The sequence below is a fragment of the Subtercola frigoramans genome, assembly GCF_016907385.1.
GTDB lineage: Bacteria > Actinomycetota > Actinomycetes > Actinomycetales > Microbacteriaceae > Subtercola > Subtercola frigoramans.
Map to the genome: position 1 here is coordinate 1,692,782 of NZ_JAFBBU010000001.1, position 24,443 is coordinate 1,717,224.

Here is a 24,443-nt window from a genome sequence, read left to right on the forward strand (position 1 = left end):
CGGGCGGCAGCAAAATTGGCGGTGCTAGAATGAATTCCGTAAGAACGTGTGTCGGTTGCCGAACACGTGCCAGCAAGTCGGCTCTTCTGAGGGTCGTGGCCCACAATTCAGAGCTTGTCGCCGATGAGGCTGCTGTTCTGCCGGGCCGTGGTGCGTATCTGCACGCGACAGAGCGTTGTTTTCAGAACGCACTCAAGCGTCGGGCCTTCGGCCGGGCCCTGCGTACTGAATCACAACTGGATACGGGTGTGCTGCGTGAAAAGCTGCAAACATCCGTCAACAACGAATCACTCAACAACGAAACCGTGAGTAAAGACACTGTGAACATCTAATGAGTAGCAACTAATGAGCGGCTCGAAATGAGTCCCGCACGTAGCTAAGGCCTGCCCCTTTTCGGGTGCCGGCCCGAACAAGGAGAATTGTGGCAAAACCACGCGTACACGAGATCGCAAGCGAACTCGGCGTCGACAGTAAGGTCGCCCTGGCGAAGCTCAAAGAAATGGGCCAATTCGTCAAGGGGCCGTCATCAAGCATTGAACCGCCCGTTGCACGTCGCCTGAAAGAGGCGCTGCAGGCCGAAAGTGCCGCCGCCAAGGCGACGGCGGGAGCAGGCACGAGTGGTGCGGGCGCCCCCGCGTCAGCCGCATCGGTCGCGCGCCCGGGAACAAGGCCCGGCCCCGCCGCGCCCAAGGCGCCGACAGCACCAGCATCGTCGTCACCGGCCGCACCCGCGACCTCATCGACCTCGGTGACGCCGGGCGGCGCGCGTCCGGGCGCAGCTTCTCCGGCTGCTGCACCCTCCGCGTCTGCTCCGGCCGCCCCGGCTGTGGCTCCCTCAGCCTCGCCCGCTTCGCGTGACTCAGCCTCTTCGGCTTCGTCAGCACCCAACGCTCCGAAGTCGGCAGGATCAGGATCGCAGGTAGCACCATCGTCAGCACCGGCGAGCACTCCCGCGCCCACGGCAAGCTCTGCCCCTTCGGCTGATGCATCGGCCAGCGAGTCAGACGGAACTGCTGGCTCAGCTCCCCGCCCCGGCTCCATCCCTCGCCCCGGCGGGCCTCGCCCCGGCAACAACCCCTTCGCCTCGAGCCAGGGTATGCAGCGTCCGGGCGCACCTCGCCCCGGCAACAACCCCTTCGCCAGCCAGCAGGGTATGCAGGCCGGTGGATCGGCCGCTCGACCCGGTGCTGCACCTGCCGCTCCCGGTAGCGGTGCCAGCAATATTCCTCGCCCCGGCGCACCGCGCCCGGGTGCGCCGCGCCCCGGCGCACCGCGTCCGGGTGGAGCAGGCCAGGGTGCACGCCCCGGTGGCTTCGGTGCACGTCCGACTGGTGCCGGTGGCTTCCGTCCCGGTGGTGCTGGTGGGGCTCGTCCCGCCGGTGCTGGTGGCGGATTCCGTCCCGGCGGCGCCCCCGGTGCTGCTCCCGGCAACACTTTCGGTGCCCCTCGCCCCGCAGCAGGTGCTGGTGGCCGAGGTCGTGGTCCTGGCGGTGGTACCGCGGGTGCCTTCGGTCGCGGTGGCGGTCGTGCGAAAGCGCGCAAGTCGAAGCGTACGAAGAGAGCAGAATTCGAGCTCAGGGAAGCACCATCCCTTGGTGGTGTGAGTGTTCCCCGCGGTGACGGTACAACCGTCGTGCGACTGCGTCGTGGAGCTTCGATCACCGACTTCGCCGACAAGATCGACGCGAGCCCCGGAAATCTGGTCACCGTGCTCTTCCACCTCGGTGAGATGGCGACGGCGACCGAGTCCCTCGACGAGGCGACCTTCGGTGTGCTCGGTGATGAGCTGGGTTACAAGATCCAGATGGTCTCACCCGAAGACGAAGACCGCGAGCTGCTGCTCGGCTTCGACATCGACATCGACGAAGAACTCGCCGAAGAAACCGATGATGAGCTTGAGATCCGCCCGCCGGTGGTCACCGTCATGGGTCACGTCGACCACGGTAAGACCCGCCTCCTCGACGCCATCCGCAACGCGAATGTCGTCGCCGGTGAAGCGGGTGGCATCACCCAGCACATCGGTGCCTACCAGGTCATCGCACCCCACGAGGGCATCGATCGTGCCATCACCTTCATCGACACACCGGGCCACGAGGCGTTCACCGCCATGCGCGCCCGTGGTGCCCAGGTCACCGACATCGCGGTTCTCGTGGTGGCGGCAGACGACGGAATCATGCCACAGACGATCGAGGCACTGAACCACGCGCAGGCAGCAAATGTGCCGATCGTGGTCGCCGTCAACAAGATCGACGTTCCCGGTGCAAACCCGGCGAAGGTACGCCAGCAGCTCACAGAATTCGGCCTCGTCGCCGAAGAATACGGCGGAGACGTCATGTTCGTCGACGTGTCTGCGCGCCAGGGCATCGGCATCGAGAAGCTTCTCGACGCTGTGCTGCTCACCGCAGACGCTGGGCTTGACCTTCGGGCCAACCCGAACAAGGATGCCCGGGGTGTCGCCATCGAGGCGAAGCTCGACAAGGGCCGCGGTGCTGTCGCTACCGTGCTCATCCAGTCGGGTACGCTCCACGTCGGCGACGCGATTGTCGCCGGAACCGCCTATGGCCGGGTTCGCGCCATGCACGACGAGAACGGTGTCGCTGTCACGGCGGCAACGCCTTCCCGACCCGTGCAGGTGCAGGGCCTTTCGTCGGTGCCTCGCGCCGGTGACACGTTCCTGGTGACCGAAGAAGACCGTACTGCCCGCCAGATCGCTGAGAAGCGTGAAGCCGTCGAACGCAATGCCCTGCTGGCCCGTGCCCGCAAGCGCATCAGCCTCGAAGACTTCACCAAGGCGCTCGAAGAGGGCAAGGTCGAGTCGCTCAACCTCATCATCAAGGGTGACGTGTCGGGTGCTGTCGAAGCACTCGAAGAGTCGCTGCTCAAGATCGAGGTCGACGATTCGGTTCAGCTTCGGATCATCCATCGTGGTGTCGGTGCGGTCACCGCATCAGACGTCGACCTGGCGACGATCGACAACGCGATCATCATCGGGTTCAACGTTCGCCCCGACCCGAAGGCCCGCGAACGTGCAGCGCGCGAGGGTGTGGATGTTCGGTTCTACTCGGTCATCTACAACGCGCTCGAAGACATCGAGAACTCCCTCAAGGGCATGCTCAAGCCGGAGTTCGAAGAGATCCAGTCGGGTGTCGCCGAGATTCGCGAGATCTTCCGTTCTTCCAAGTTCGGGAACATCGCGGGTGTCATCGTTCGCTCGGGGACCATCACGAGAAACGCCAAGGCGCGGGTCATCCGCGATGGTGTCGTGGTCGGAGACAACCTGGCGATCGAGTCTCTGCGTCGTTTCAAAGACGACGTCACCGAGGTTCGTACGGACTTCGAGGCCGGCATCGGTCTCGGCAAGTTCAACGATATCCAGATCGGTGATGAGATCGAGACGATCGAACTGAAAGAGAAGCCGCGGTCGTAGTTTCGTGGGTCGGGGGCCTTGTCGATTTGCCTGTCAGGCAAAGAGCAGGGCCCCTACCCCGATTTGCCTGACAGGCAAATCGACAAGGCCCCCTCACGTGAAGCATCGGCTTCTCATCCAGATTCGCTGGGTGAAGGAACCGAGAGCGTGGGATCGTTGGTGCAAGAAGACTGTTGTTGCAAGAAGACTGTTGTTGCAAGAAAACGTTGTTGCGTTGTGAAGAGAAGTGGTGGTGGTGTCGTGGTGGACGAAGCGCGGGCCCGCAAGTTGGCCGACCGGATCAAGGTCATTGTGGCCAAGAAGCTCGAGCGGGGCGTCAAAGACCCACGCATGGGTTTCGTGACGATCACCGATGTCCGGGTGACGGGCGACCTTCAGCACGCGTCGATCTTCTACACGGTGTACGGCACCGATGAGGAGCGCGCGGACAGCGCCGCGGCGTTGAAGTCAGCGACGGGCATGTTGCGCACGGAGGTGGGAAAGAACATCACCTCGCGCTTGACGCCGTCGCTGGAGTTCATCGCCGACGGAATCCCCGAGAATGCCAAGCTGATCGATTCTCTGCTGACGGAGGCTCGCAACCGCGACGCCGAGGTGGAGAGCCTGGCCAAACAGGGCACGTACGCTGGCGACGCCGACCCGTACGTCAAGCCGCGGGTCATCGCTGACGAAGATGTGTTCGACGACGAATAGTCGCACGTTGGTCACTGTGGGGCGCTAGCGAGCGTCACCGAACACGGCGCGCTGCACCGCGTTGGCAGTGAAGAAGTTTCCGGTGCGTTCGACTTCGTGCACGAGGGCTACAAGCGCAGCGTTGACCGGCGCCGTGAGGCCTGCCGATTCGGCTTCAGCGACGACGGCACCGTTCAGGTAGTCGATTTCGGTCAGTTGGCCGCGGCGGATGCTCTGCAAGGTCGATCCCGGGTTCGGAGTGCTGCCCATCCTGCGTCCCAACAATTTCGGTAACTGGTTACCGAGTCCCAGGGGTGCCTCGGAGAAGATTCGCAGCAGGAGATTGTTGAGCCCCTGCACCGTGCCGTAGTGCACTCCCAAAGCGAAGCCGATTCTCACCGCCTCCCGCATTCCCGACGTGATGATGGGGTTCAACAGCGGGTGCGCGAGGGTCTCCTGCGCGCTCAGCCCCGTGATTGCGGGCATCGCGTTGACCTGGTTGACGATCAGCTTGGTCCACTGCGCGCCGCGGAAGTTCGAGATGGCGGTGGCGGGCATGACGGTGTCGAGAACCGCGGCAGCGCTGATCGCTGCCGCATCCGGAGCGCCTTCACCCGTGCCGAGGTACGTGGGGCCAGCCGTCGTGATCGTGATTCGTCCCGGGGCGAGATAGCTCGCCGCATAGAGTGCGAGTGCACCCACCCACTGCGGCAGTTGGTCTTCGTCGCCCGACGGTGCCTCATCGGCAAACACGCTGCGTGCTGTCGTCAGCGATTCGAGACCGTTCTGCACGACGACCACAGGTATCCCGCGGAGCTGGTCGACGTTCGCGGTGATGGCGGCCCGGGCATCCTGAGCCTTCGTGCAGATGAAGGCGAGCTCTGGGCGACGCGTGAGTGTCGGGTTTGCCTCTACCTGGGCAACGTGCGAGCCCCAGGCACCCGTCAGAGTGAGACCCTGTTCACGGATGATCGAGAGATGTTCTCCGCGGGCCGTCAGCTCGACGTCGTGGCCGGCGCGGGAGAGGAGCGACGCGATGGTGCCGCCGATGGCCCCGGCTCCGATGATTCCGATCTGCATATGTGGTCCTTGCTGTGGAGGTGTCAGGGGAGCCGAAAGCCGGAGAGAGACTCGACAGCGAGGCCGTCGGCCACAAGACCTGCGATGGCTCGATCGAGTTGTGTCGGTTCGTGCCAGACGGACGCGAGGCGTGAGCGTGAGAGAGTGCTTGCGTTGTCGGCGGGCAAGGTGCGCAATTGTGCGAGAACGAGGCCCCGCACCTGGCGGTCTGAGCCCTCGTACTTCTTCTGCGTGGCTTTTCGCTTTCCAGCGAATCCCGGGTACCCGAGCCCGCGCCACGCGCAGTTGTCCGTGATCGGGCACACCTCACAGCGTGGCGCTCGAGCCGTGCAGACCACGGCCCCCAGCTCCATGATGGCAGCGTTGAATGCTCGTGCTGCTGCTGGATCGTGGGGGAGGATGTCGAGCATTGCAGCGAGGTCGCGGCGGGCGCTCGGCGGGCCCGGTTCAGCGTCTCCGATTACTGAGCGAGCGATCACCCTGCGGATGTTGGTGTCGACGACAGGGTGACGATCACCGAACGCGAATGCCGCGACGGCGCGCGCGGTGTAGTCCCCCACTCCGGGCAGGGCCAGCAGATCATCCACTGCTCGGGGCACCTCGCCGCCGTGTCGTTCGGTGATGACGACGGCGCAGGAGTGAAGCCAGAGGGCGCGGCGCGGGTAACCCAGTGACTGCCAGGCCCGAACGGCGTCGCCGGGGGAGCTCTCGGCGAGTGCCGCGGGTGTCGGCCAGCGTTCGAGCCACTCTTCGAGCCGCGGCACGACCCGTGCAACAGGCGTCTGCTGCAACATGAACTCGCTCACCAGGGTGCCCCAGGCCGAGAACCCCGGGCGCCGCCACGGCAGGTCACGCGCATTTGTCGCAAACCAGTCGATAAGTGGTGCAGCGAGCTGCGGAGCGGTATCGCCGGCGGCGCTGGTATTCATCGAGTCCAATGTACGCGAGTTGCGCACGTGCACGGATTGCCCCTGTGTGCGATGCGCGAGCCAACGAGTTGCTCGACCGGTGGCCGGCAGTTGTTGCTGGCCCCCAACCGCTGCTGGCCCGCAGCCGTTGCTGAAACGTAAGCTGGCCGTATGGCCGCTTACCCTCCGACACCGCGCAGTCAGTTCTTCGAAGCCCTGGCCGCGGAGATCGAGCACAACTATGGTCGTGGGCGGGCCATCGTCGCCGTCGACGGTGCCGTCGGCACGGAGAGGTTCGCTGACGACCTTGCCCTTTCACTGCGGAACACCGGTCGAACTGTCATTCGTGCACGACTCGATGACTTTCAACTCCCGAGCGAGGCCAGGCTGCAACGTGGGCCTGACTCAGCAGAGGGTTACTACTTCGACCGATATGACTACACGGCTCTGAAGCGTGTATTGATTGAACCGTTTCGCCTGGGCGGGAGCGCGGGGTTTGTGACTGCCCAGTTCGACACCCAACGCGACGCCGTGTTCGAGACTCGCTGGGTCACGGCGCCGAAGGATGCACTGCTGGTCATCAGCGGGCCATTCCTTCAACGCCCGAAACTTCGAGGTGTGTTCCATTTTGTGGCGTTCCTCGAATCGTCGACAGCAATCCTGAATCCAGTGGTCGCCGAAGCGCACGAACTCTATCGCGCAGAGGTGCAGCCGCGTGTCAGCGCGGGTGCGATTGTGTCGATCCGCGAGGAGGATCACCCGAAACGTGAGTTCGCCGATCGGTGCTGACTGGAGCATTCGGCTGGTCTCGCGGGCATTTGCCGTTCTGAGCGGTGACTCCGGGTCCGGGTGGTGCATCTGGTGTGGCTGTTCGCGATGGTGTTAGCGAGGATTCCGCCGGACTGATCGGAGTTCCCATTCGTGATCGGTCTCAGAATGGTGGGGTGTCGCTGTCGCTGTCGCTGTCGCTGTCGCTGTCGCTGTTGCTGTCGTTGTCGATGTTGCGGCTGATTTTGTCATCGATGATCGTGCTCAGGTCGATGTCCAAGTCCGGGTGAGATTCGGTGCTGGCGCCAGCGCTGGTCCTATTGTCGGTGCCGGCGTCACTGGCCGCGTTGGCGTCAGTGGCCGCGTTGGCGTCAGTTTGACTATCACTCATTTCGGGCTTGTCGTCTGTGTTGTCGGTGAACTGCGGAATGGGTCTTGTGAGGGGTGTGGGGTCGATGGTGTATTCGTATCCGGCGGGTGAGGTCCAGATGATGGTCGGTGGGCGCCCGTCCGCGCCGGGGGTTTGAACGATGGTCCATTGGGTGTGGTGTTTGACTTTGTGGTGTGAGGTGCAGAGGGGGCTGATGTTGTCGTAGGACGTGGTGCCGCCGTCGGCCCAGGGGATGGTGTGGTCAAGGTCTGAGGTGGTGGAGGGTTGGCAGGGGGTGGGGAAGGTGCATTCGGTGTGGGTGAGCCGGATCAACTCGTCGAGGTCGGTGGGGGGTTTGTAGCGTTGCCGCCCGTAGCTGAGGACGACACCGGTGGCGGGGTCTGTCAGGATGCGGGTGAAGGAGTGGGCGTCGCGGGTGATGGTGAGGGCGGTGTGCCGGTCGATCGGCCCGTACCCTTCGAGGTTCGCTGGTCCTGAGGTCTGGTCGGGGTCGGGGTCGCCCTGGTGGTTCCGGCCCAACAGTGTGAGGGCGGGGACGGTGACGTTGACCCGGGCCCGGATGTGGGGGGTGACGCCTGGGGTGTGGGTGTCGCTGTTGAGCATGAGGTCGGTGAGGACGTCGACTTTGAGTTGGGTGAGGGTGCGGGGGTCACCGTTGTGTTTGGCCGATTTTGCCATGTCGGTGGCGCGGTTGTGGATGGCGACCGCTTCGACGGCGGCGGTGTACAGGGTCAGGTACGCCATCCCGTCAGCCCCGGGTTCCAGGTATACGCGCCTCCCCGTGACGGCGTCGGTGTGGCGTTGGGTGTCGGTGCGGGGTTGTGCTTCCTCTACGACTGCGCGGGCTATTTTGTCGAGGCGTTGCGCGGTGACTTTCCGCGCCCAGGGCAGTACCGCCTTCTCGTACCTCCCTAACGCTTCCCGGGGCAGCGGGTGCGAACGGGTGACAATCGTTTCGGTGTGCCGGTACGACACCCGCCCCAAAGCAAGGGCTTCACGGGTGGTCGTGAACGGGCCAGCAAGACCTTCGCAGGTGTCGACCAGTCGCCTCGCATCATTCTCGGTGAGGTGCAGGGCGACGGCGAGTTCGAGGACGACTTGACGCTCGACGATCTGGTCAGAGGACCACTGCGGGCCCCCGCCCCTACTGCTGGCGAAGCTGTCCTGGGTGTGCAACGCGAACCCGGCAACCCGGGCCTCCTCGACCAGGAGGGCGTGTTCGGCGTGCGCGGCCGCGATCGCCCGATGCGACACCACCACCGCCGCGACAGCCGCCGCGAACCGGTCCCGACGCGACACCGACGACGGGCCCGATGACGTCGACCCTGACGACGCTGATCCTGACGACGCTGATCCTGACGAGGCCGATCCCGACGACTGTGACCCTGGCGACGACGACGACGACCGTGGTGACCGCGACGGTGCCTCGTTTGCGGCAGGGTCATCATTCGTCGAACCCGCGGGCTCTAGGCCGAAGTGATCGGGGTCTGTGGAGGTCGAACCAGATAGGCCCGGATCAACCTCGTCATCGGTGAGTAATGCTCGTGTCATGAGAGCAGTCAACCACCCACCCCCGACACCGAACACCCAAAATCCCAGATCAGTGGACAACTCACAAAAATCGTCAACTGTGGAGGAGAAGCCTTCTGGCCACCAGCACCTCCGCCAAGCGCACGGCTCACGTGCCCGACGATCCCGATCGCTGTTAGCGTTGGTGGGTGACTTCATCCGGCCCCACCAGTGGCATCGTGCTCATCGACAAGCCGCAAGGGCTGACCAGCCACGACGTCGTGGCCCGTACCCGAAAGCTGGCAGGCACGCGCAAGGTCGGCCATGCAGGAACGCTCGATCCCCTCGCGACAGGGCTCCTCGTTCTCGGCCTGAATTCCTCGACACGGCTGCTCACGTACATCGTCGGTCTCGACAAAGAGTACGAAGCGATCATCCGGCTCGGCGAAGCGACGACGACCGACGATTCCGAGGGCGAAACGATCGCGCGGGCCGATCCCGACAGCGTGCAGAACGTCACGGCCAGCGATGTCGAGCGCGCCCTTGTGCCTCTGACCGGCGACATCCTCCAGGTCCCGAGCTCCGTCAGCGCGATCAGGGTCGATGGCAAACGTGCCTATACCCGCGTTCGCGAGGGCGAGACAGTGGTTCTGGATGCCCGGCCGGTCACCATCGCGTCCATCGACATTCTCGGCATCACCCGGGAAACCTCGAGCGAGACGTTGCCGCCGTCAGCCTTCGTCGATGTCGCCGTGAGAGTGACGTGCAGCTCGGGGACTTTCATCCGCGCCATCGCTCGCGACGTGGGGGAGGCGCTGGGCGTCGGTGGGCATCTCACTTCGTTGAGGCGAACACGTATCGGCCCATTCCAGGTGAGCGCCGCACACACCCTGCCCGAACTCGACCCGGCACGGGATCTCGTGCCACCCGCGACCATCGCTGCAGAGCTGTTTCCGGTCGTGATGCTCGACGCCGAGCACTCGATCGATCTGCGGAACGGCAAGAGGATTGCGGTCGATGCCCCGAAGGGCTGCACCGTCGCTGCAATCGACCCGGCCGGGGAGCTCATCGGGTTGTTCGAGTCGAAGGGCGGCACGGCACGAGTGCTGGTGAACTTTCCTTCCGACACCCGCGCTGTAGCGGAGGCGGCCGCAAAGCCCGAAGCCCCTGCAGACAAAGTCGCCATTATCCAAGCCGCCAAAGTCCAAGCCGCCGCAGTAGTGACCACGGAGCTGGATCCCTCATGATCGAATGGTTCTCGACGGCTCAGATCGTGATTGCCGTTCTCGCGGGGGTGCTCTGCCTGGTGCTCGGTTTTGCCGGGCGAGTGCCCAACGACCTCACCATGGGGGCAACGGCTCTCGTCGAACTGCTGTTGATCATCCAACTCGTGGTTGCACTGGTCTCGCCGGCGCTCGGCAACAACGCTGCGGGAGACCTGCTGATCTTCTACGTGTATATGATCTCTGCATTGCTCGTGCCTGCTGCCGCGGCGTTCTGGGCCCTCATCGACCGCACACGATGGAGCACGGTGATTCTGGGTGTCGCCTGCCTCGCGATCGCTGTGATGGTCTTTCGCATGAACGAAATCTGGTTCGCTCAGAACGTCTAAACTTGCCAGTGCCATGCCATCACCTTCTGCCCCCGACGACATCGGGCTCACACCGGTTGTCCGCACGTCGAAGCGTTCCCGAATCTCAGGAGTGGGCCGGGTCCTCGTGGTCGTCTACGCCATCCTCGCGCTCGGCGCATTCGGCCGTTCCCTCGTGCAGATCCTTCACCAGTACAACGATGCGCCGCTGGCCTACACACTCTCCGCCGTCTCGGCCGCGGTCTACATTGTCGCGACGATCGCCCTCGTAGCCGGTGGGGCGTTCTGGTACCGCGTCGCGTGGGTGACGATCTCCTTCGAGATGCTCGGTGTACTCGTCGTCGGCACCCTGAGCGTTGTGCAACCCGAACTCTTCGCCCATGCATCGGTGTGGTCGTTCTACGGCATCGGTTACCTCTTCATTCCCCTCGTACTGCCTATTCTCGGCATGATCTGGCTGTCGAAGAACAGGCCAGCCGAGCGAGCAGAAGGGGCGGCTTCCTGATGGACGTGTTCAGGTCGGTCTCCGACATCCCAGCAGACTTCGGGCCGTCGGCAGTCACAGTCGGCAAATTCGACGGTGTGCACGAGGGTCACCGGGCAGTCATCGGCGAGGTCTTGAACACCGCCCACCGGGAGGGCCTCCGCGCGGCCGTCGTGACGTTCGACAGGCACCCCTTGCGGCTTCTGGCACCAGAGCGAGCGCCTGTCGCTCTCGTCGGAGTCGAACAGAAGCTCGAACTGCTGGCAGAGACGGGTCTGGATGCTGCGCTCATGCTCACGTTCGACGAAGTCACCGCAAACCTCAGTCCCCGCGAGTTCGTGGAACAGATTCTCGTGCACGGGCTGCACGCCCGCATCGTGATGGTGGGTGCGGACTTCCGCTTCGGCCATCACAGCGAGGGCACGGTTGCCGTGCTTCAGAGCCTGGGCGCCGAATTCGGTTTCGAGGTCCGTCTGATCCCCGACGTGATGCCCACATCAGACCGGCGCGTGTCGTCGACCTGGATCCGCGAACTCCTGGCAGAGGGCGATGTGGCGCACGCGGCCAAACTGCTCGGCCATCTCCCGGCCGTTGGTGGCGAGGTCGTCCACGGTGCCAAACGCGGCCGCGAGCTCGGTTTTCCGACGGCGAATCTCTCACCGCGTTCGGAAGGACTCATTCCGGCAGACGGTGTCTACGCCGGCTGGCTCACCGATGGCGACATGAGGTATCCCGCAGCTATCTCTGTGGGCAGCAACCCGACATTCGATGGAGTTCCCCCGAAGCAGGTCGAGGCCTTCGTTCTCGATGAGACGATCGATCTCTACGGGCACGATGTACTGATCTCGTTCGCCGACCGCATCAGGGGAATGGTGAAATTCACCGGGATCGAGCCACTCATCGACCAGATGAACGACGACGTGGAGCAGGTCAGAAGTCGACTAGCGTGACCGGGCCTGGCGCCGATTCCGTACCTCGTCAACCCTCTTCACCTCCACCTCGACTCTCACTCTGGGCAGGGCGCTCGCTCGCTCTGGTCGGCATCATCCTCGTTGCAGCGAACCTCAGGGCGGCGGTTGCGGCGCTTTCGCCGATCTATGCCGACATCTCGGCCGACATTCCCCTCAGCAGTCTGGGAATCGGGGTTCTCGGAACGTTGACCCCCGTGTGCTTCGCACTGTTCGGAATTCTGACGCCCCTCTTCCAACGTCACTTGCGGATCGAGTCCCTGCTCGTGATCGGGCTTGTCGCAACCATTGTCGGAACCCTGGTACGGATGCTCTCGCCGTCGTATGCGGTGCTGGTCGTGGGAAGCGTGATCGTGTTCGCGGGCATGGGCGTGGCGAACGTGCTGCTGCCGCCACTGGTGAAGAAGTACTTTCTCGACCGCCTCGGTCTCGTCACGGCGCTGTACTCAACGACCCTGGCGATCTCGGCCATGATCCCGGCGCTGGTCGTGGTTCAGCTCAGTGCGGAGGCGGGGTGGCGGAGCGCTGTGGGAGTGTGGGGTGTGCTCGCGATCGCCGCGCTCGTGCCCTGGATCATCATGTACTTCCGCGATGTCAGGCAGAACCCCGACGTCAGGCCAGTCGAGGGTGTCATCGCTGTCGCCCCGCCAGGGGTGGCCGGTAGGGTGAGGCACTCCCGTGTCGCATGGGCACTGGGGATCCTCTTCGGACTGACCGCGCTGAACGTCTATGCGGCATTTGCCTGGATGCCCCAGATCCTTCTTTCGATCGCCGGGGTCGACGAAGCGCAGGCAGGGGTCCTGCTCGCTCTCTACGTGGCCATGGGTATCCCGGCGTCCCTGCTCATTCCCGTCCTGGCGGCGCGTCTGAAGAACGTGGGGCTTCTGATTTGGCTGGGGGCCGGGTTCTACGCAACGGGCTACCTCGGCCTCTTGCTTGCTCCGACCGTAGCGCCGTGGCTGTGGATGATCCTCGCCGGCCTCGGCCCGCTGCTGTTCCCGCTCTCGCTCCTGTTGATCAACCTCCGCACGCGTACCCAGGAGGGAGCCGTTGCGCTCAGCGGCTTCGCCCAGGGTCTCGGCTACCTGATCGGCGCCTCAGGACCCTTGCTCGTCGGCGTGCTGCACCAGGTTTCAGGCCAGTGGACAGGATCACTGGTCTTTCTCCTCTGCACCGCAGGAGCGGTTGTCATCGTCGGATCGATCGTGGCGAAGCCGCACTTTCTCGAAGACGACTGGCACAAGGGCGTGCGGGCTCGCTGATCACAGCCAGCGAACCCCACGAGGTCAGAACTACACCCTGCGCGGCATGGTTCCAGAATGCAGGAGCGCGTAGCCAACGCGTGCTGAAAACAGCCGTTTCAGAGCGCCTTGCCGGTAATTTGTGCAGCCCAGCGGCGTAGCCTGTAACAGTGACGACCGAAGCAACGACTCAACGAACCGTATTGGTGACCGGTGCGACCGGCTACATCGGAGGGCGACTGGTTCCGCGCCTCCTCGACGCGGGCTTCGCGGTGAGGGTACTGGTACGAAACCCCATCAAACTCGCTGACGTTCCCTGGGCCGACCAGGTCGACATCCGCCAGGGAGACCTCAGCGACGGATCGACCCTCGATACCGCCTTCGACGGTATCGATGTGCTCTACTACCTCGTGCATTCCATGGGGGGCAAGGGGCATTTCGACGGCACCGAGCTCACCAGTGCCAAGAACGTCGCGCAGCGGGCTCTCGCGGCACACGTCAAGCGCATCGTCTACCTCGGAGGCCTCCACCCAGAGGGCGTCGGCCTGTCGACGCATCTCCGCTCGCGCGCAGCCGTGGGCAGCGTGTTGCTCCAATCGGGGGTCCCGACGATCGCCTTCCAGGCGGGAGTGATCATCGGCTCGGGTTCGACCAGCTTCGAGATGATCAGGCACCTCACCGAAGTGCTGCCCTACATGCCTGCGCCCAAGTGGGTGCGCAACTTCATTCAGCCCATCGCTGTTCGTGACGTGCTGTACTACCTGGTGAAGGCGGCGGATGTTCGGCAGAGCCTCAATCGCACCTTCGACATCGGCGGCCCCGATGTGCTTCGTTATGGCCAGATGATGAACGGCTACGCCGTCGAAGCCGGGCTCCACCAGCGACCGATCGCCTCGTTGCCCGTCTTCACGCCGTGGCTGGCCTCACAGTGGGTGAACCTGGTCTCACCGATTCCGCGCAACCTGGCCGTACCCATCATCGAATCGCTGCAGTTCGACTGCGTGGCGAGCGAGCATGACATCGCCGAGTATATTCCCGACCCCGAGGGCGGACTCACCGGGTATCGCCGCTCGGTGCGCCTGGCGCTGGAGAAGATGCGCACCGGCCAGGTCGAAACCAGCTGGCAGGACACCGATGTGCGTGGCGCTCCGAGTGACACGCTGCCGAGCGACCCGGAGTGGACGGGCCACACCGTCTACACCGACCTGAAGGTTCGCGAAACCGATGCGAAGCCGGGTGACCTCTGGCGCGTCATCGAGGGAATCGGGGGCGACAACGGGTGGTACTCCTTCCCGCTCGCCTGGACGATCAGGGGCTGGATGGACTCCGTCGTCGGTGGCGTGGGGCTTCGGAGAGGGCGGCGAAACCCGGATCACCTGCACACGGGTGACGCGCTCGACTTCTGGCGGGTCGAAGAGATCAAGCGCGGCAGGTTCCTGCGCCTGCGGGCTGAGATGAAGGTGCCTGGGCGCGCGTGGCTGGAGATGACCAGCACGCCGGCCGAAGGCGGGGGTTCTGTGTACACCCAGCGCGCGGTGTTCTTTCCGACGGGCCTTGCCGGGCGCCTCTACTGGTACTCGATCCTGCCCTTCCACGGCATCATCTTCAACGGCATGGCACACCGCATCACCGAGACTGCACGGGGCGAGGCGCTTCGTCAGAACGAGCATCCGAAACCCACACGGAAGGCACCGGAGTCGGCGGCAACTACGGCAGAAGAGGTCGTCTGACCAGCAGTTCCTTGTCCGTTCACCGCCATTCTGCCGGTCGATCGGCTGCCGATCGACCGGCGTTTCGTCACTGGGAAGCCACCGGGGTAGGTGGACCTTTGGCGTGAGTCGGGGGAGAATGGGGGTTCGCGTAGCCCGAATCACGGCACACCCTTACTTTCGGAGGCGAAGTTGCTCGAAAACACCACGCTCGTATTCCTCGGTGACAGCATCACAGAGCACGGCCGCTGGCAGGAGTGGTTCGGCAGCTACGAGACGCACAACCTCGGTGTGGGCGGCGACACGACCGACGAGGTGAAGGCTCGGCTCGACGATGTCGTCGCGCTGGACCCCGGCACGGTGGTGCTGCTCGTCGGGGCAAACGACCTCGCCAAGAATCGCTCGGTAGAACACATCGTGCAGAACATCGAGACGATCCTCGTGACCCTGCGGAACGAGTTGCCCGACGCGGAGATCCTGCTGCAGTCGGTCATGCCGCGTGGGCACGAGTACGCCGACGAGATCCGCGACATCAACCGCCACATCTGGCAGTTCGCGTCGAGCGTGCGAACCCACTACCTCGACCTGTGGCCGGCGCTGGCACTGCAGGACGGAGAGCTCAACCCGGAGTACACCGACGACCGCCTGCACCTCACCGAAGCCGGTTACGAAGCGTGGCTCTCTGAGCTCGAACCGGCACTGGAGCGGGTGCACGGCCTGCCCCCCAAGAGCCGGCCCATCCGGCTACCGGAACTGCGCAACGCCAACCTGGCCTGAGTTGCCCGGCCTGAGCTGCCCGGCCAGGGCTGCCTGGCCCGAACTGCCCGCACTGACAAATCTGGCTCGGTCAGACGACGAGAAGACCATGGATGTTCATCAGCGGTGATGGTGGGAGACGACGCCGGGCGGCCGGGCTCCGACGGCGCTGATCGCCCGCGATGCCGTCGCCCCGCCGAGCTCACCTGCCCGCTGTAGACGGCCCGCGTATCTGCCGGCCACGTCGACACCGACCGTTCCGGGATCGAACGGATTCTCACCCGAATGAAGGCCCTCGAACATTCCGGCGAGAAAACCGGCGTTGAACGCGTCACCGGCGCCGGTGGTGTCGAGCGGTTCGGCCGGAACGCAGTCGATCACCAGCCGGAGCCCTGATCGGGTGGCGACGAGTGCTCCCGTGCGCCCGAGGGTCAGGGCGACCACGGGGAAGCGTTCCACCAGCGCATCGACGATTTCAGCGGGATCAGCGCGGCCGGTGAGCGCGATTCCCTCATCGAGGTTCGGAAACAGAACATCCGCTCCTCGGGCGCAGTCCAGGAAGGCTTCCACACCGTGATCGGCGATGAAGCCCGCTGAACCGGGGTCGATCGACACCGTCACCGAGTGTGCGTGGGCCCTGCCGATGAGAGCCCCGAAACCCTCCTGCGGTTGGCCGCTGAACATCGTGTACCCGGTGAAGTGCAGGTGCGATGCGACGGTCAGCAGGGCATCGCTGACATCGTGCGGTGAAGTGAGGCTGTTCGCGCCGCGTTCGGTCAGCATGGTGCGGCTGTCATCGCGACCGACGATGACGACGATCGTTCCGGTCGGCAGGATGCTCTCGCCCAGCAGGTGCGGAGTGACACCCGATTCACGCAGCGCATTGGAGTGCCTGACCGTGTCGACCATGTTGGTGTGCCCGACAAAATCGACCAGCGTGCCCAGGGTGCCGAGCCATGCCGCGGTGTTGGCCGCGGAGCCGCCTGGACGTCGTTCGATGCGAGCGAGAGTGTCGGTGTCGGGCCTGATCTGAGAGTCAGGCGTGACGATGATGTCGTCGAAGACGTCGCCGATGGTGACAATCCGCACGGCCCGGTGGTCGGCGAAATCCCCGCCGGGTTCGGGAACGCTCACCTTTGGCCCTGGGTGGTGCGGCTCCAGGCTTTCGCGATCTCGCCGGCCAGCCTCACATTGTTGCGGGCGATGTCGAGGTTGACTTCGAGGCTCCGGCCTCCTGAGGCGCCGACGATGTACGACAGCAGAAAGGGCGTCACGGCCTTGCCACGGATTCCCCGGGCATCCGCCTCGGCCAGGGCTTCGAGGAGCACTGCGTCGTGCTCGGCGGGCTCCCACTGCAGCTCTGGCGGGAGTGGGTTCGCAACGATGATGCCCTGGCCGTGGCCGAGCTCGTACTGCGCCCGCATCACGGCGGCGACCTCCTCTGGCGAGTCGACCGACCAATCGATCTGTTCGCCCGATTCGGTGAGCCAGAAACTCGGGAAGTTGGTGGTGCGGTACCCGACAACGGGAACGCTGAGCGTCTCGAGGCGTTCGAGCGTTCCGGCGATGTCGAGCACGGATTTGACCCCTGCCGCCACCACGGTGACTCCGGCGAGAGCAAGCGCACTCAGGTCGGCGGACTCGTCGAACGAGCTGCTCGCGCCGCGGTGTACCCCGCCGAGGCCGCCCGTGGCAAACACCCGCACGCCAGCACGGCCGGCGAGGTACGCCGTTGCTGCCACTGTGGTCGCGCCGCTGATCTTCTTCGCGGCGAGGATCGGCAGATCGCGAACGCTGGCTTTGACCATGTCTTCGTCGGCGATCCGGCGTACCCCGTCGGCATCGAGGCCGATTCGGGGTACTCCGTCGAGCACAGCGATCGTCGCCGGCGTCACTCCGGCAGAGCGCAGGATCTCTTCGAATTCCTGCGCCGCCGCGAGGTTCCGGGGTCGGGGCAGGCCGTGCGAGATGATGGTCGACTCGAGGGCGACGACGGGTCGCCCGTTCTGCAGGGCGTCTGCGACTGCGTCAGAAATGACGAAGGGCTGGTTCATGGTTCTAGGCTAGGCCTTACCATGAGCCAGCAGAAGTCGACGTCCCGTTACCCCACTTTCACCCGAACGGCGCTGGCGCCAGGACTCCTGGCGGCGATCTGCCTGCTTGCAGCCGTCGCGGTGATAGGTACGGGGTGGTTCACCATCCTGCAGTTCGCGATCGCCATCCTGGCGCTGATCGTGTGTGTCTTCGCCTGGCAGGCGAACCAGTGGTGGTGGCTCATCGGGCTGGTCCCGGTCGCCGTCGTCTGGAACCCGGTCTGGCCGCTGAGCTTCGACCCGCCCGTCTGGTACGCCCTCCACCTCGCCGCAGCGATCGTCTTCGTCGCTGCAGGATTGTTCATCAAGGTCCCGGTCTCCACGAAGAAATAACCTCGCAGGGCGGACCCACAGGCGCGCCCCACCGGCACAGCCCTGAGCGTCGCGGGCTGAATTCTCGGCGGGATCGGGTAATATGGCTGCAGCACGGGGAAGTTCGGCTCTAGCGTCGTCCGTGGCTCGGTGAATCACTGCTGTTGTTGCACAGCTGACATTCGCTCGCGTCGCGTTGCACGACCACGAATCCCCTGTGAGTCACGTCACCACTCCACAGGAGGAGCATGTCTCGATCAGGCGTTCGCCGATCATCCCGCACGGTCGACAACACCGGCCTCATTCCGATTCTCGCGCGGAAGGTCCGGGAAGTCGAAGCTGCTGCCCAGCGGGGCAAGGTCGTGCCGTCGAATCGCACCAAATTCCTCGTCGTCGCGCTGCTCATGCGCGAAGAGCGCGCCCGCATCAAGGCCGATGCTGAGCTCAGTGAGCCAGAACGCACCGAACAGCTCAAGAGACTCGATGGCATCGCCGGCATCCTCGCCCAGACGGCAGCACGCGACACCTCGCTGATCACGTTGCTCGAGAGTGATGCCGCCGTGTCACCCGTTGCCCAGCGACTGCGCCGGGAGTATCTGACCGATGCGGGCATCGAGGTTCCTGAAGAGGCACCGCAGGCCCCCGTCGCCGTCTCTCCCTTCGCTTCTGACTTCTCTGAGCGCCAGGTGGTTCCCCAATCGGTGAAGGCGCGGCAGATGGCCAACCCCTTCCTGGCGCCGGACTTCAGCGCGGCAGCGGCCCACCGGCCCATCTCTCGCGGCAGGCTCTCGAGCTGGGAGCTGCTCGGTCCGCTCTACCGGGCCTTCGAATACGGTTCTGGCGGCAGCGTTGCCAGTATGGATCTGCCTCCCGCGCCCGTGATCGACCGGATCTCTCCTCCCGGCCACGAGCTCATGCACCACCAGGCACGGTTCATCGCCTCCGTCGCAGCTGGTCACCGGTCCTTCCTGCTCGCCGACGAGCCCGGGCTCGGTAAGACCGCGCAATCGTTGCTCGCGGCCTCGGTCTCCGATTCGTACCCGCTGCTCGCCGTCGTTCCGAACGTCGTGAAGATGAACTGGGCCCGCGAGGTCGAGATCTGGACGCCGCAGCGCCGGGCAACGGTCATCCAGGGCGATGGGGCGACGCTCGATGCCTTCGCCGACGTGGTGATCGTGAACTATGACGTGCTCGACCGTCACCTCGCCTGGCTCGGCACCCTGGGCTTCAAGGGCATGGTCGTCGACGAGGCTCACTTCATCAAGAACCTGCAGTCGCAGCGCTCGAAGAACGTGCTTGCCCTGGCCGAACGAATCAGAAAGTTCGCCCCCGGGGGAGACCCGCTGATGATGGCCCTCACCGGCACCCCACTCATCAACGACGTCGATGACTTCCGCGCCATCTGGCAGTACCTCGGCTGGATCGACGGCGACAAGCCCACTCCCGTGCTCATGGAGAAGCTCGAAGACACCGGCCTCACTCCCGCTGATTTCGGCTTCTTCGCCGAGGCCCGGGATGCCGTCATCGACATGGGCATCGTTCGCCGCAAGAAGGTGGATGTCGCGGCCGATCTTCCGGCCAAGCGTGTTGTGGATCTTCCCGTCGAACTCGACGATGACCTCGGGCGTTCGATCAGGCAGGCCGAAGCCGAGCTGGGCAAGCGATTGCTCACGCGGTACAAGCGCGCAGCATCCGGAGCCCTCGGCTCGGGCTACGACACCTCTGACGGCCCGAACCACGAACTCATGCGCATGGTCGCCAAGGCCGAACTCGAAGAGTCGAAGGCCTCGTCATCGGGTGAGAACGTGTTCACCATGGTGCGCAAGATCGGGCAGGCGAAGGCCGGTCTCGCCGCGGACTACGCGGCACAACTGGCCAGGTCGGTGGGCAAGGTCGTGTTCTTCGCCAAGCACATCGATGTGATGAACCAGGCCGAAGAGGCGTTCGCGAAACGCGGGCTGCGCACGATCTCGATTCGGGGAGACCAGTCGGCGACCTTCCGGCAGACCCAGATCGATGCCTTCAACGGCGATCCTGAGGTCGCGGTCGCGGTCTGCTCGCTCACCGCAGCAGGCGTCGGGCTGAACCTGCAGGCCGCCTCGAACGTGGTGCTGGCCGAACTCTCGTGGACGGCAGCAGAACAGACCCAGGCCATCGACCGGGTGCACCGCATCGGCCAGGCCGAGCCAGTCACGGCCTGGCGGATCATCGCCGCGCAGACCATCGACTCGAAGATCGCCGAACTGATCGACAGCAAGCAGGGTCTCGCGGCCCGGGCCCTTGACGGCTCCGATGCAGAGATCACGACGTCTGACAGTGTTCAGCTGGATGCCCTGGTGCACTTGCTCGAACAGGCACTGTCATAGACTCGACCCTTACCCCGAAATCGCGTTTCGGCGCGTCAGTGCGGCCCCAGGCCTGCGCACGACGAGAACTTTCACGATCAGAACCTTCACGATCAGAACCAAGGAGTTGTTCCGCTGATATCGACCGGTAGTGCTGCGACTCACAATGTCGCCCTTGAAACGTCACTCGAGCCCGAAGCTCCCGAGGAGCTCTTCAGCGCGGCGTCCGGACACCTCGGTGCTCCACGATCGTGGCCGAGGAGCCACGGGCGAAGCGACGTGGTGGTACGCAAGGGCCTGTTGGCCCTGGTCAATACGACGCTCACGCCGCACGAGGCGATGGTCGAAGACCTGCTCTTCGTGAGGCAGGCACTCGTTGAAGCGGCGATACCGTTCTTTCTGATTAGGGGAAACGACGAACGCCCGGTCATCGTGGTCAGCGCGGCACGGCGCCTGAAGCTCGAGCGTGTGCTCGCGGCAGCGTGCGAAGACGAGCCGATGTACTCCAAGACCGTCGAAGGCAAGAAGAGGCCTCCGCTGCTCGTCTGCGACGGTGTGCTCTCGGAGAGCCGCAAGGCGCGGATCTTCAGGCTCTACCGCCCTCGCGTCGAGCCCGTCGGAGGTCTGAGCTATGGTTCGTCGACGGGAATCGAGCTCCAGCTCTGGAGTTTCGAAGAAGACGTGATCGTCTGCCCGGTGGAGAACTCGCTCACGCGGCGCGTTCTTCAGAGGTCGGAGGCGATCGAGTCCACGGTGGAGCTCTACGGCAAGACGTGGAACTCCCTGCGAGGAATGTTCGATGTGCAGGCCAACGATGTCGTGTTCGACATCGACATGGTGTTCTCCTGGGTCGACGGCAATGATGTGGAGTACCAGAGACGCCGCAAGGCACAGACGGGCGAGTACGTGCTGGGGGAGGGCGACGACTCCGACGCCCGCTATCGCCAGATCGACGAGCTCAAGTACGCCTTGCGATCGGTGTACATCTTCGCGCCCTGGATCCGCCGGATCTTCATCGCGAGCGACTCTGCGAAGCCCGAATGGCTCGCCGATCATCCACGGGTCACCTTCGTTCGAAGCGAAGAGTTCTTCAGCGACCCGAGCGTCCTGCCCACCCATAATTCGCAAGCTGTCGAAAGCCAGTTGCACCATATTCCTGGCATCAGCGAGCACTTTCTGTATTCGAATGACGACATGTTCTTCGGAAGGCCCGTGCAGCCGAACATGTTCTTCTCGAGCGGAGGCGTCACAAAGTTCATCGAGGCGACCACCAGAATCGGTCTCGGCGAGAACGGCGTGGAGCGCAGCGGATTCGAGAACGCGGCCCGGGTCAATCGCCAGCTTCTGTTCGACACGTTCGGCCGAATCATCACCCGGCACCTCGAGCACGCGGCGGCACCACTGCGGCGCAGCGTCATGAGCGAGCTCGAGATGGAGTTCGCCGAGGACTTCGCCCGCACCGCAGCGAGCAGGTTCCGGTCGAGCACCGATATCTCGGTCACCAACTCGCTGTACCACTACTACGCGCTGATGACCGGCAGAGCTGTCGTGCAGGAGTCTGCCAGCGTCTGCTACGTCGACACCACGATGCGTTCAGGGCTTGGATTGTTGCCCGGAATCCTGCGCAAGAGGGCGTTCGACTTCTTCTGCCTGAACGACGGCAGCTACCCCGAGGTTTCAGCCGAAGAACGATTGAAGACCGTGCAGGCGTTTCTCGAGCACTACTTTCCGTTCAAGGCACCCTGGGAGAGATAGCGCTCGCTCGCATGCAAGCGGGTGGTTCGCACAGTAACGGGTTGCGCTGTCTCAGGCGACGACCAGGGCGGGGATGACCAGCGGGGCTTCGGCGGGAACCGGCGGGTTGACCGCGGGGGCGATCTCGACGCCGGCCTTCTCGAGAATCGCCGCCGTGTCGGCAGCGCTGGTGTACGAGACGCGAGCGTAGTGGCCGATGGGCACGACGGAGTGCAAGACGGTGTTCTCGTAGACGTGGATGAGGTTGAACGCCTGGGCTCCATCACGAGCGAGGGTGCCGCCGACGGGTACGTTCAGGTCTTGCGTGTAGCACGTTGCAGAGGCAACGGAAACCGGCACACCGGCGAAAATGGCCGTACTCGAGTAGTGCAGGTGCCCGGCGATGATCGAGCGCACGTCGGAGCCCAGGATGACCTCGGCGAGCGAGGCCTGGTCGCGGAGTTCGACCATCACAGCGAGGTCGAGCACGCTGGGAACGGGCGGGTGATGCAGGGCGAGGATCGTGCCGTGCGGAGCCGGGCTCGCCAGCTCCTCGGCCAGCCAGTCGAGCTGGTCGTGGCTGATCTCCCCGTGGTGTGAGCCGGGCACGGTGGAGTCGAGCGTGATGATCCGCAGGCCGTTAACGTCGTAGACGCGGTCGATGGGCTTCATCGACGGGAGCTGGTCGAGGAGGCCGGCACGGAAGGCGGCCCGGTTGTCATGGTTGCCCATGACCCAGATGACCTCTGCGCCCATTGCGGCGGCAGCCGGCTCGACAATCGCCCGGAGCTTCTCATAGGCCTTCGGGTCGCCCTTGTCGGCGAGGTCACCGGTGAAGACGATCGCTTCGGGCCGCGCACCAGACGCGGTGAGATCGGCGAGGATCTCGAGCAGGTGGCCCTCGCTGTCGACCGCGTCGTACAGCAGGTCATCGGAACCCACGAAATGGGTATCGCTGAAGTGGAGGATGAAGTGGTCTGGCCTCGGGTACTGGGCCACAGTGACTGACATCGGGTGTTCGCCATTTCGGGTTAGCGTGCTGCGGTTCGGGCCAGGCTTTCATCCTGGCCTCGCTGCCGGGCTCGTGACCCGTCAGATCGTGCTGTGGAACAACACAAGCAGAGAAACCTGAACGAGCGGTTAACGCCACGCGGTCAGTGTGCGAACGCTCCACAGTTTCTCACCAAGTGTTTTGTGCCTCACAGAGTATGGCATTCTGAGACCGAAACGCCCAGTGAATATGTCACAGTGTGGTGTCATATTCAGCTGTGGGCCAGCTGGCCCACAGCGGGTTGAGGATTGGGAAGGGTGGCGCAGCCGGTGAAGACCACGAAGTTCCAGAGCGTGATCAAGGGGATATCGGGCATCCGGCCTGGTTCGAAGGCCCCGGAGAGTGTCGAGACTCCCGCCGTTCCTGCTGCCGCCGGTGCCCGGAGAAGCATGGTCGACAACGCCATCTACGCCGGCGGAAGACGCGTGCTGTCTCCCTCGACACCCGACGAGACGATCGCTGCCCTCGCGGCCATTCCCGACGGCCTTGCGTGGATCGGCCTGTACCGGCCCTCGGCGCCCGAGCTCCTCGAGATGGAGAACGACTTCAACCTCCACCCGCTCGCCATCGAAGACGCAGTCGGTGCGCATCAGCGGCCCAAGCTGGAACGTTACGGTGAAGTCCTGTTCGTGGTTCTGCGCGCGGCGTTCTACGTCGACGAGCGCGAAGAGGTGGAATTCGGCGAACTGCACCTCTTCGTCGGACCGAACTTCGTGATCTCGGTTCGTCACAGCGAATCTCCCGACCTCTCGGTGGTGCGCAGGCGCATGGAGAGCGAGCCCGAGCTGCTGGCGCTGGGGCCGGTGGCCGTGCTGTACGCGATCATGGATGCTGTGGTCGACCAGTACGCGCCGGTCGTCGCCGGCCTCGAGACCGACATCGACCAGATCGAAGCGCAGGTCTTCGAAGGAGACCCCCAGGTCTCCCGGCGCATCTACGAGTTGTCACAGGAGGTGCTCGATTTCCAGCGCGCGACCCTCCCGCTGACGGGCATGCTCGAGACACTGCGTGCGTTGTTCGACCAGGTGGATGGCACGATCGAGCTGAAGCGGGCCTTCCGCGACGTTCTCGACCACGTCACGGTGGTCAACGACCGGGTCGACGGCTTTCGCCAGACCCTGCGCGAGATCCTCACGGTGAACGCGACGCTCGTGGCTCAGCGTCAGAACGAGGACATGAAGAAGCTCGCAGAGACCAGCAACCACCAGAACGACGAGGTCAAGAAGATCTCGGCCTGGGCGGCCATCTTCTTCGCCCCGACGGTCGTCACGGGTGTCTACGGCATGAACTTCGACATCATGCCCGAACTGCACTTCGCCTGGGGCTACCCAGCGGCCATCGGGCTCATGGTTGCGCTCAGCACCGGCCTCTACGTGATGTTCAAGCGCCGCGGCTGGCTGTGAC

General features: G+C 64.3%; 21 protein-coding genes. 15 read left to right on the forward strand and 6 right to left on the reverse strand.

Going from position 1 to position 24,443, the window contains the following annotated elements; genetic code table 11:
* Nucleotides 1-29: 29 nt before the first annotated feature.
* The 3 genes from JOE66_RS08040 (at nt 30) to rbfA (ending at nt 4,120) form a co-directional block, all read left to right on the forward strand.
* Nucleotides 30-332: a YlxR family protein gene (locus tag JOE66_RS08040; protein ID WP_205111759.1), complete on the forward strand. Its 303-nt coding sequence runs from the start codon at nt 30-32 to the stop codon at nt 330-332.
* 89 nt (nt 333-421) lie between these two features.
* A complete protein-coding gene (infB, locus tag JOE66_RS08045) occupies nt 422-3,427 on the forward strand; it encodes a translation initiation factor IF-2 (protein WP_205108358.1) in 3,006 nt (1,001 codons plus the stop codon).
* A gap of 240 nt (nt 3,428-3,667) precedes the next feature.
* Nucleotides 3,668-4,120: a 30S ribosome-binding factor RbfA gene (rbfA, locus tag JOE66_RS08050; RefSeq protein ID WP_205108360.1), complete on the forward strand. Its 453-nt coding sequence runs from the start codon at nt 3,668-3,670 to the stop codon at nt 4,118-4,120.
* A gap of 24 nt (nt 4,121-4,144) precedes the next feature.
* Here rbfA and JOE66_RS08055 read toward each other — a convergent pair whose 3' ends face one another.
* Both JOE66_RS08055 and JOE66_RS08060 read right to left on the reverse strand, forming a co-directional pair.
* Entirely contained in the window at nt 4,145-5,179 is a 1,035-nt protein-coding gene (locus tag JOE66_RS08055) for a ketopantoate reductase family protein (RefSeq protein WP_205108362.1), read from the reverse strand.
* Between the two features lie 23 nt (nt 5,180-5,202).
* Entirely contained in the window at nt 5,203-6,108 is a 906-nt protein-coding gene (locus JOE66_RS08060) for an iron-sulfur binding domain-containing protein (protein ID WP_205108365.1), read from the reverse strand.
* A gap of 150 nt (nt 6,109-6,258) precedes the next feature.
* Between JOE66_RS08060 and JOE66_RS08065 the strand changes: the two genes are divergently transcribed.
* Nucleotides 6,259-6,876: a nucleoside/nucleotide kinase family protein gene (locus JOE66_RS08065; protein ID WP_205108367.1), complete on the forward strand. Its 618-nt coding sequence runs from the start codon at nt 6,259-6,261 to the stop codon at nt 6,874-6,876.
* Nucleotides 6,877-7,018: 142 nt separating this feature from the next.
* Here the strand turns inward: JOE66_RS08065 and JOE66_RS08070 are convergent, their stop codons facing one another.
* Complete coding sequence (locus JOE66_RS08070) at nt 7,019-8,797, reverse strand: HNH endonuclease signature motif containing protein (protein WP_205108369.1); 1,779 nt, start codon at nt 8,795-8,797, stop codon at nt 7,019-7,021.
* 167 nt (nt 8,798-8,964) lie between these two features.
* On the opposite strand from JOE66_RS08070, the gene truB reads away from it, so the two are divergent.
* The 7 genes from truB to JOE66_RS08105 all read left to right on the forward strand — a co-directional run bounded on the left by truB (nt 8,965) and on the right by JOE66_RS08105 (nt 15,525).
* On the forward strand, nt 8,965-10,002 hold the full coding sequence (gene truB / locus JOE66_RS08075) for a tRNA pseudouridine(55) synthase TruB (protein ID WP_205108371.1): 1,038 nt from the start codon (nt 8,965-8,967) through the stop codon (nt 10,000-10,002).
* Nucleotides 9,999-10,367 carry a hypothetical protein gene (locus tag JOE66_RS08080; RefSeq protein WP_205108373.1) on the forward strand — a complete coding sequence of 123 codons (369 nt, stop codon included), beginning with the start codon at nt 9,999-10,001 and terminating at the stop codon, nt 10,365-10,367. The genes truB and JOE66_RS08080 overlap by 4 nt, the downstream gene beginning before the upstream one ends.
* Nucleotides 10,368-10,380: 13 nt before the next feature.
* A complete protein-coding gene (locus tag JOE66_RS08085; protein WP_239518256.1) occupies nt 10,381-10,851 on the forward strand; it encodes a hypothetical protein in 471 nt (156 codons plus the stop codon).
* On the forward strand, nt 10,851-11,780 hold the full coding sequence (locus JOE66_RS08090; protein ID WP_205108375.1) for a bifunctional riboflavin kinase/FAD synthetase: 930 nt from the start codon (nt 10,851-10,853) through the stop codon (nt 11,778-11,780). Before JOE66_RS08085 ends, JOE66_RS08090 begins: the two co-directional genes overlap by 1 nt.
* Entirely contained in the window at nt 11,777-13,060 is a 1,284-nt protein-coding gene (locus JOE66_RS08095; RefSeq protein WP_205108377.1) for an MFS transporter, read from the forward strand. Before JOE66_RS08090 ends, JOE66_RS08095 begins: the two co-directional genes overlap by 4 nt.
* A 149-nt stretch (nt 13,061-13,209) precedes the next feature.
* Nucleotides 13,210-14,769, forward strand: a complete 1,560-nt coding sequence (locus JOE66_RS08100; RefSeq protein WP_307827115.1) for an SDR family oxidoreductase — start codon at nt 13,210-13,212, stop codon at nt 14,767-14,769.
* Between the two features lie 171 nt (nt 14,770-14,940).
* Complete coding sequence (locus JOE66_RS08105; RefSeq protein WP_205108379.1) at nt 14,941-15,525, forward strand: GDSL-type esterase/lipase family protein; 585 nt, start codon at nt 14,941-14,943, stop codon at nt 15,523-15,525.
* 99 nt (nt 15,526-15,624) lie between these two features.
* Here JOE66_RS08105 and JOE66_RS08110 read toward each other — a convergent pair whose 3' ends face one another.
* Both JOE66_RS08110 and JOE66_RS08115 read right to left on the reverse strand, forming a co-directional pair.
* Nucleotides 15,625-16,638, reverse strand: a complete 1,014-nt coding sequence (locus JOE66_RS08110) for a carbohydrate kinase family protein (protein ID WP_205108381.1) — start codon at nt 16,636-16,638, stop codon at nt 15,625-15,627.
* Nucleotides 16,635-17,558 carry a pseudouridine-5'-phosphate glycosidase gene (locus tag JOE66_RS08115; RefSeq protein WP_205108383.1) on the reverse strand — a complete coding sequence of 308 codons (924 nt, stop codon included), beginning with the start codon at nt 17,556-17,558 and terminating at the stop codon, nt 16,635-16,637. Before JOE66_RS08115 ends, JOE66_RS08110 begins: the two co-directional genes overlap by 4 nt.
* A gap of 21 nt (nt 17,559-17,579) precedes the next feature.
* Between JOE66_RS08115 and JOE66_RS08120 the strand changes: the two genes are divergently transcribed.
* The 3 genes from JOE66_RS08120 to JOE66_RS08130 all read left to right on the forward strand — a co-directional run bounded on the left by JOE66_RS08120 (nt 17,580) and on the right by JOE66_RS08130 (nt 22,009).
* Nucleotides 17,580-17,930: a DUF6804 family protein gene (locus JOE66_RS08120; protein WP_205108385.1), complete on the forward strand. Its 351-nt coding sequence runs from the start codon at nt 17,580-17,582 to the stop codon at nt 17,928-17,930.
* A 227-nt stretch (nt 17,931-18,157) separates the two neighbouring features.
* On the forward strand, nt 18,158-20,275 hold the full coding sequence (locus tag JOE66_RS08125) for a DEAD/DEAH box helicase (protein WP_205108387.1): 2,118 nt from the start codon (nt 18,158-18,160) through the stop codon (nt 20,273-20,275).
* Nucleotides 20,276-20,392: 117 nt separating this feature from the next.
* A complete protein-coding gene (locus JOE66_RS08130) occupies nt 20,393-22,009 on the forward strand; it encodes a stealth family protein (RefSeq protein WP_205111765.1) in 1,617 nt (538 codons plus the stop codon).
* Nucleotides 22,010-22,060: 51 nt separating this feature from the next.
* On the opposite strand, the gene JOE66_RS08135 is transcribed toward JOE66_RS08130, so the two are convergent.
* Nucleotides 22,061-22,999, reverse strand: a complete 939-nt coding sequence (locus JOE66_RS08135; protein WP_205108389.1) for a phosphodiesterase — start codon at nt 22,997-22,999, stop codon at nt 22,061-22,063.
* A gap of 429 nt (nt 23,000-23,428) precedes the next feature.
* Between JOE66_RS08135 and JOE66_RS08140 the strand changes: the two genes are divergently transcribed.
* Entirely contained in the window at nt 23,429-24,442 is a 1,014-nt protein-coding gene (locus tag JOE66_RS08140) for a magnesium and cobalt transport protein CorA (RefSeq protein ID WP_205111767.1), read from the forward strand.
* Nucleotide 24,443: the final 1 nt, after the last annotated feature.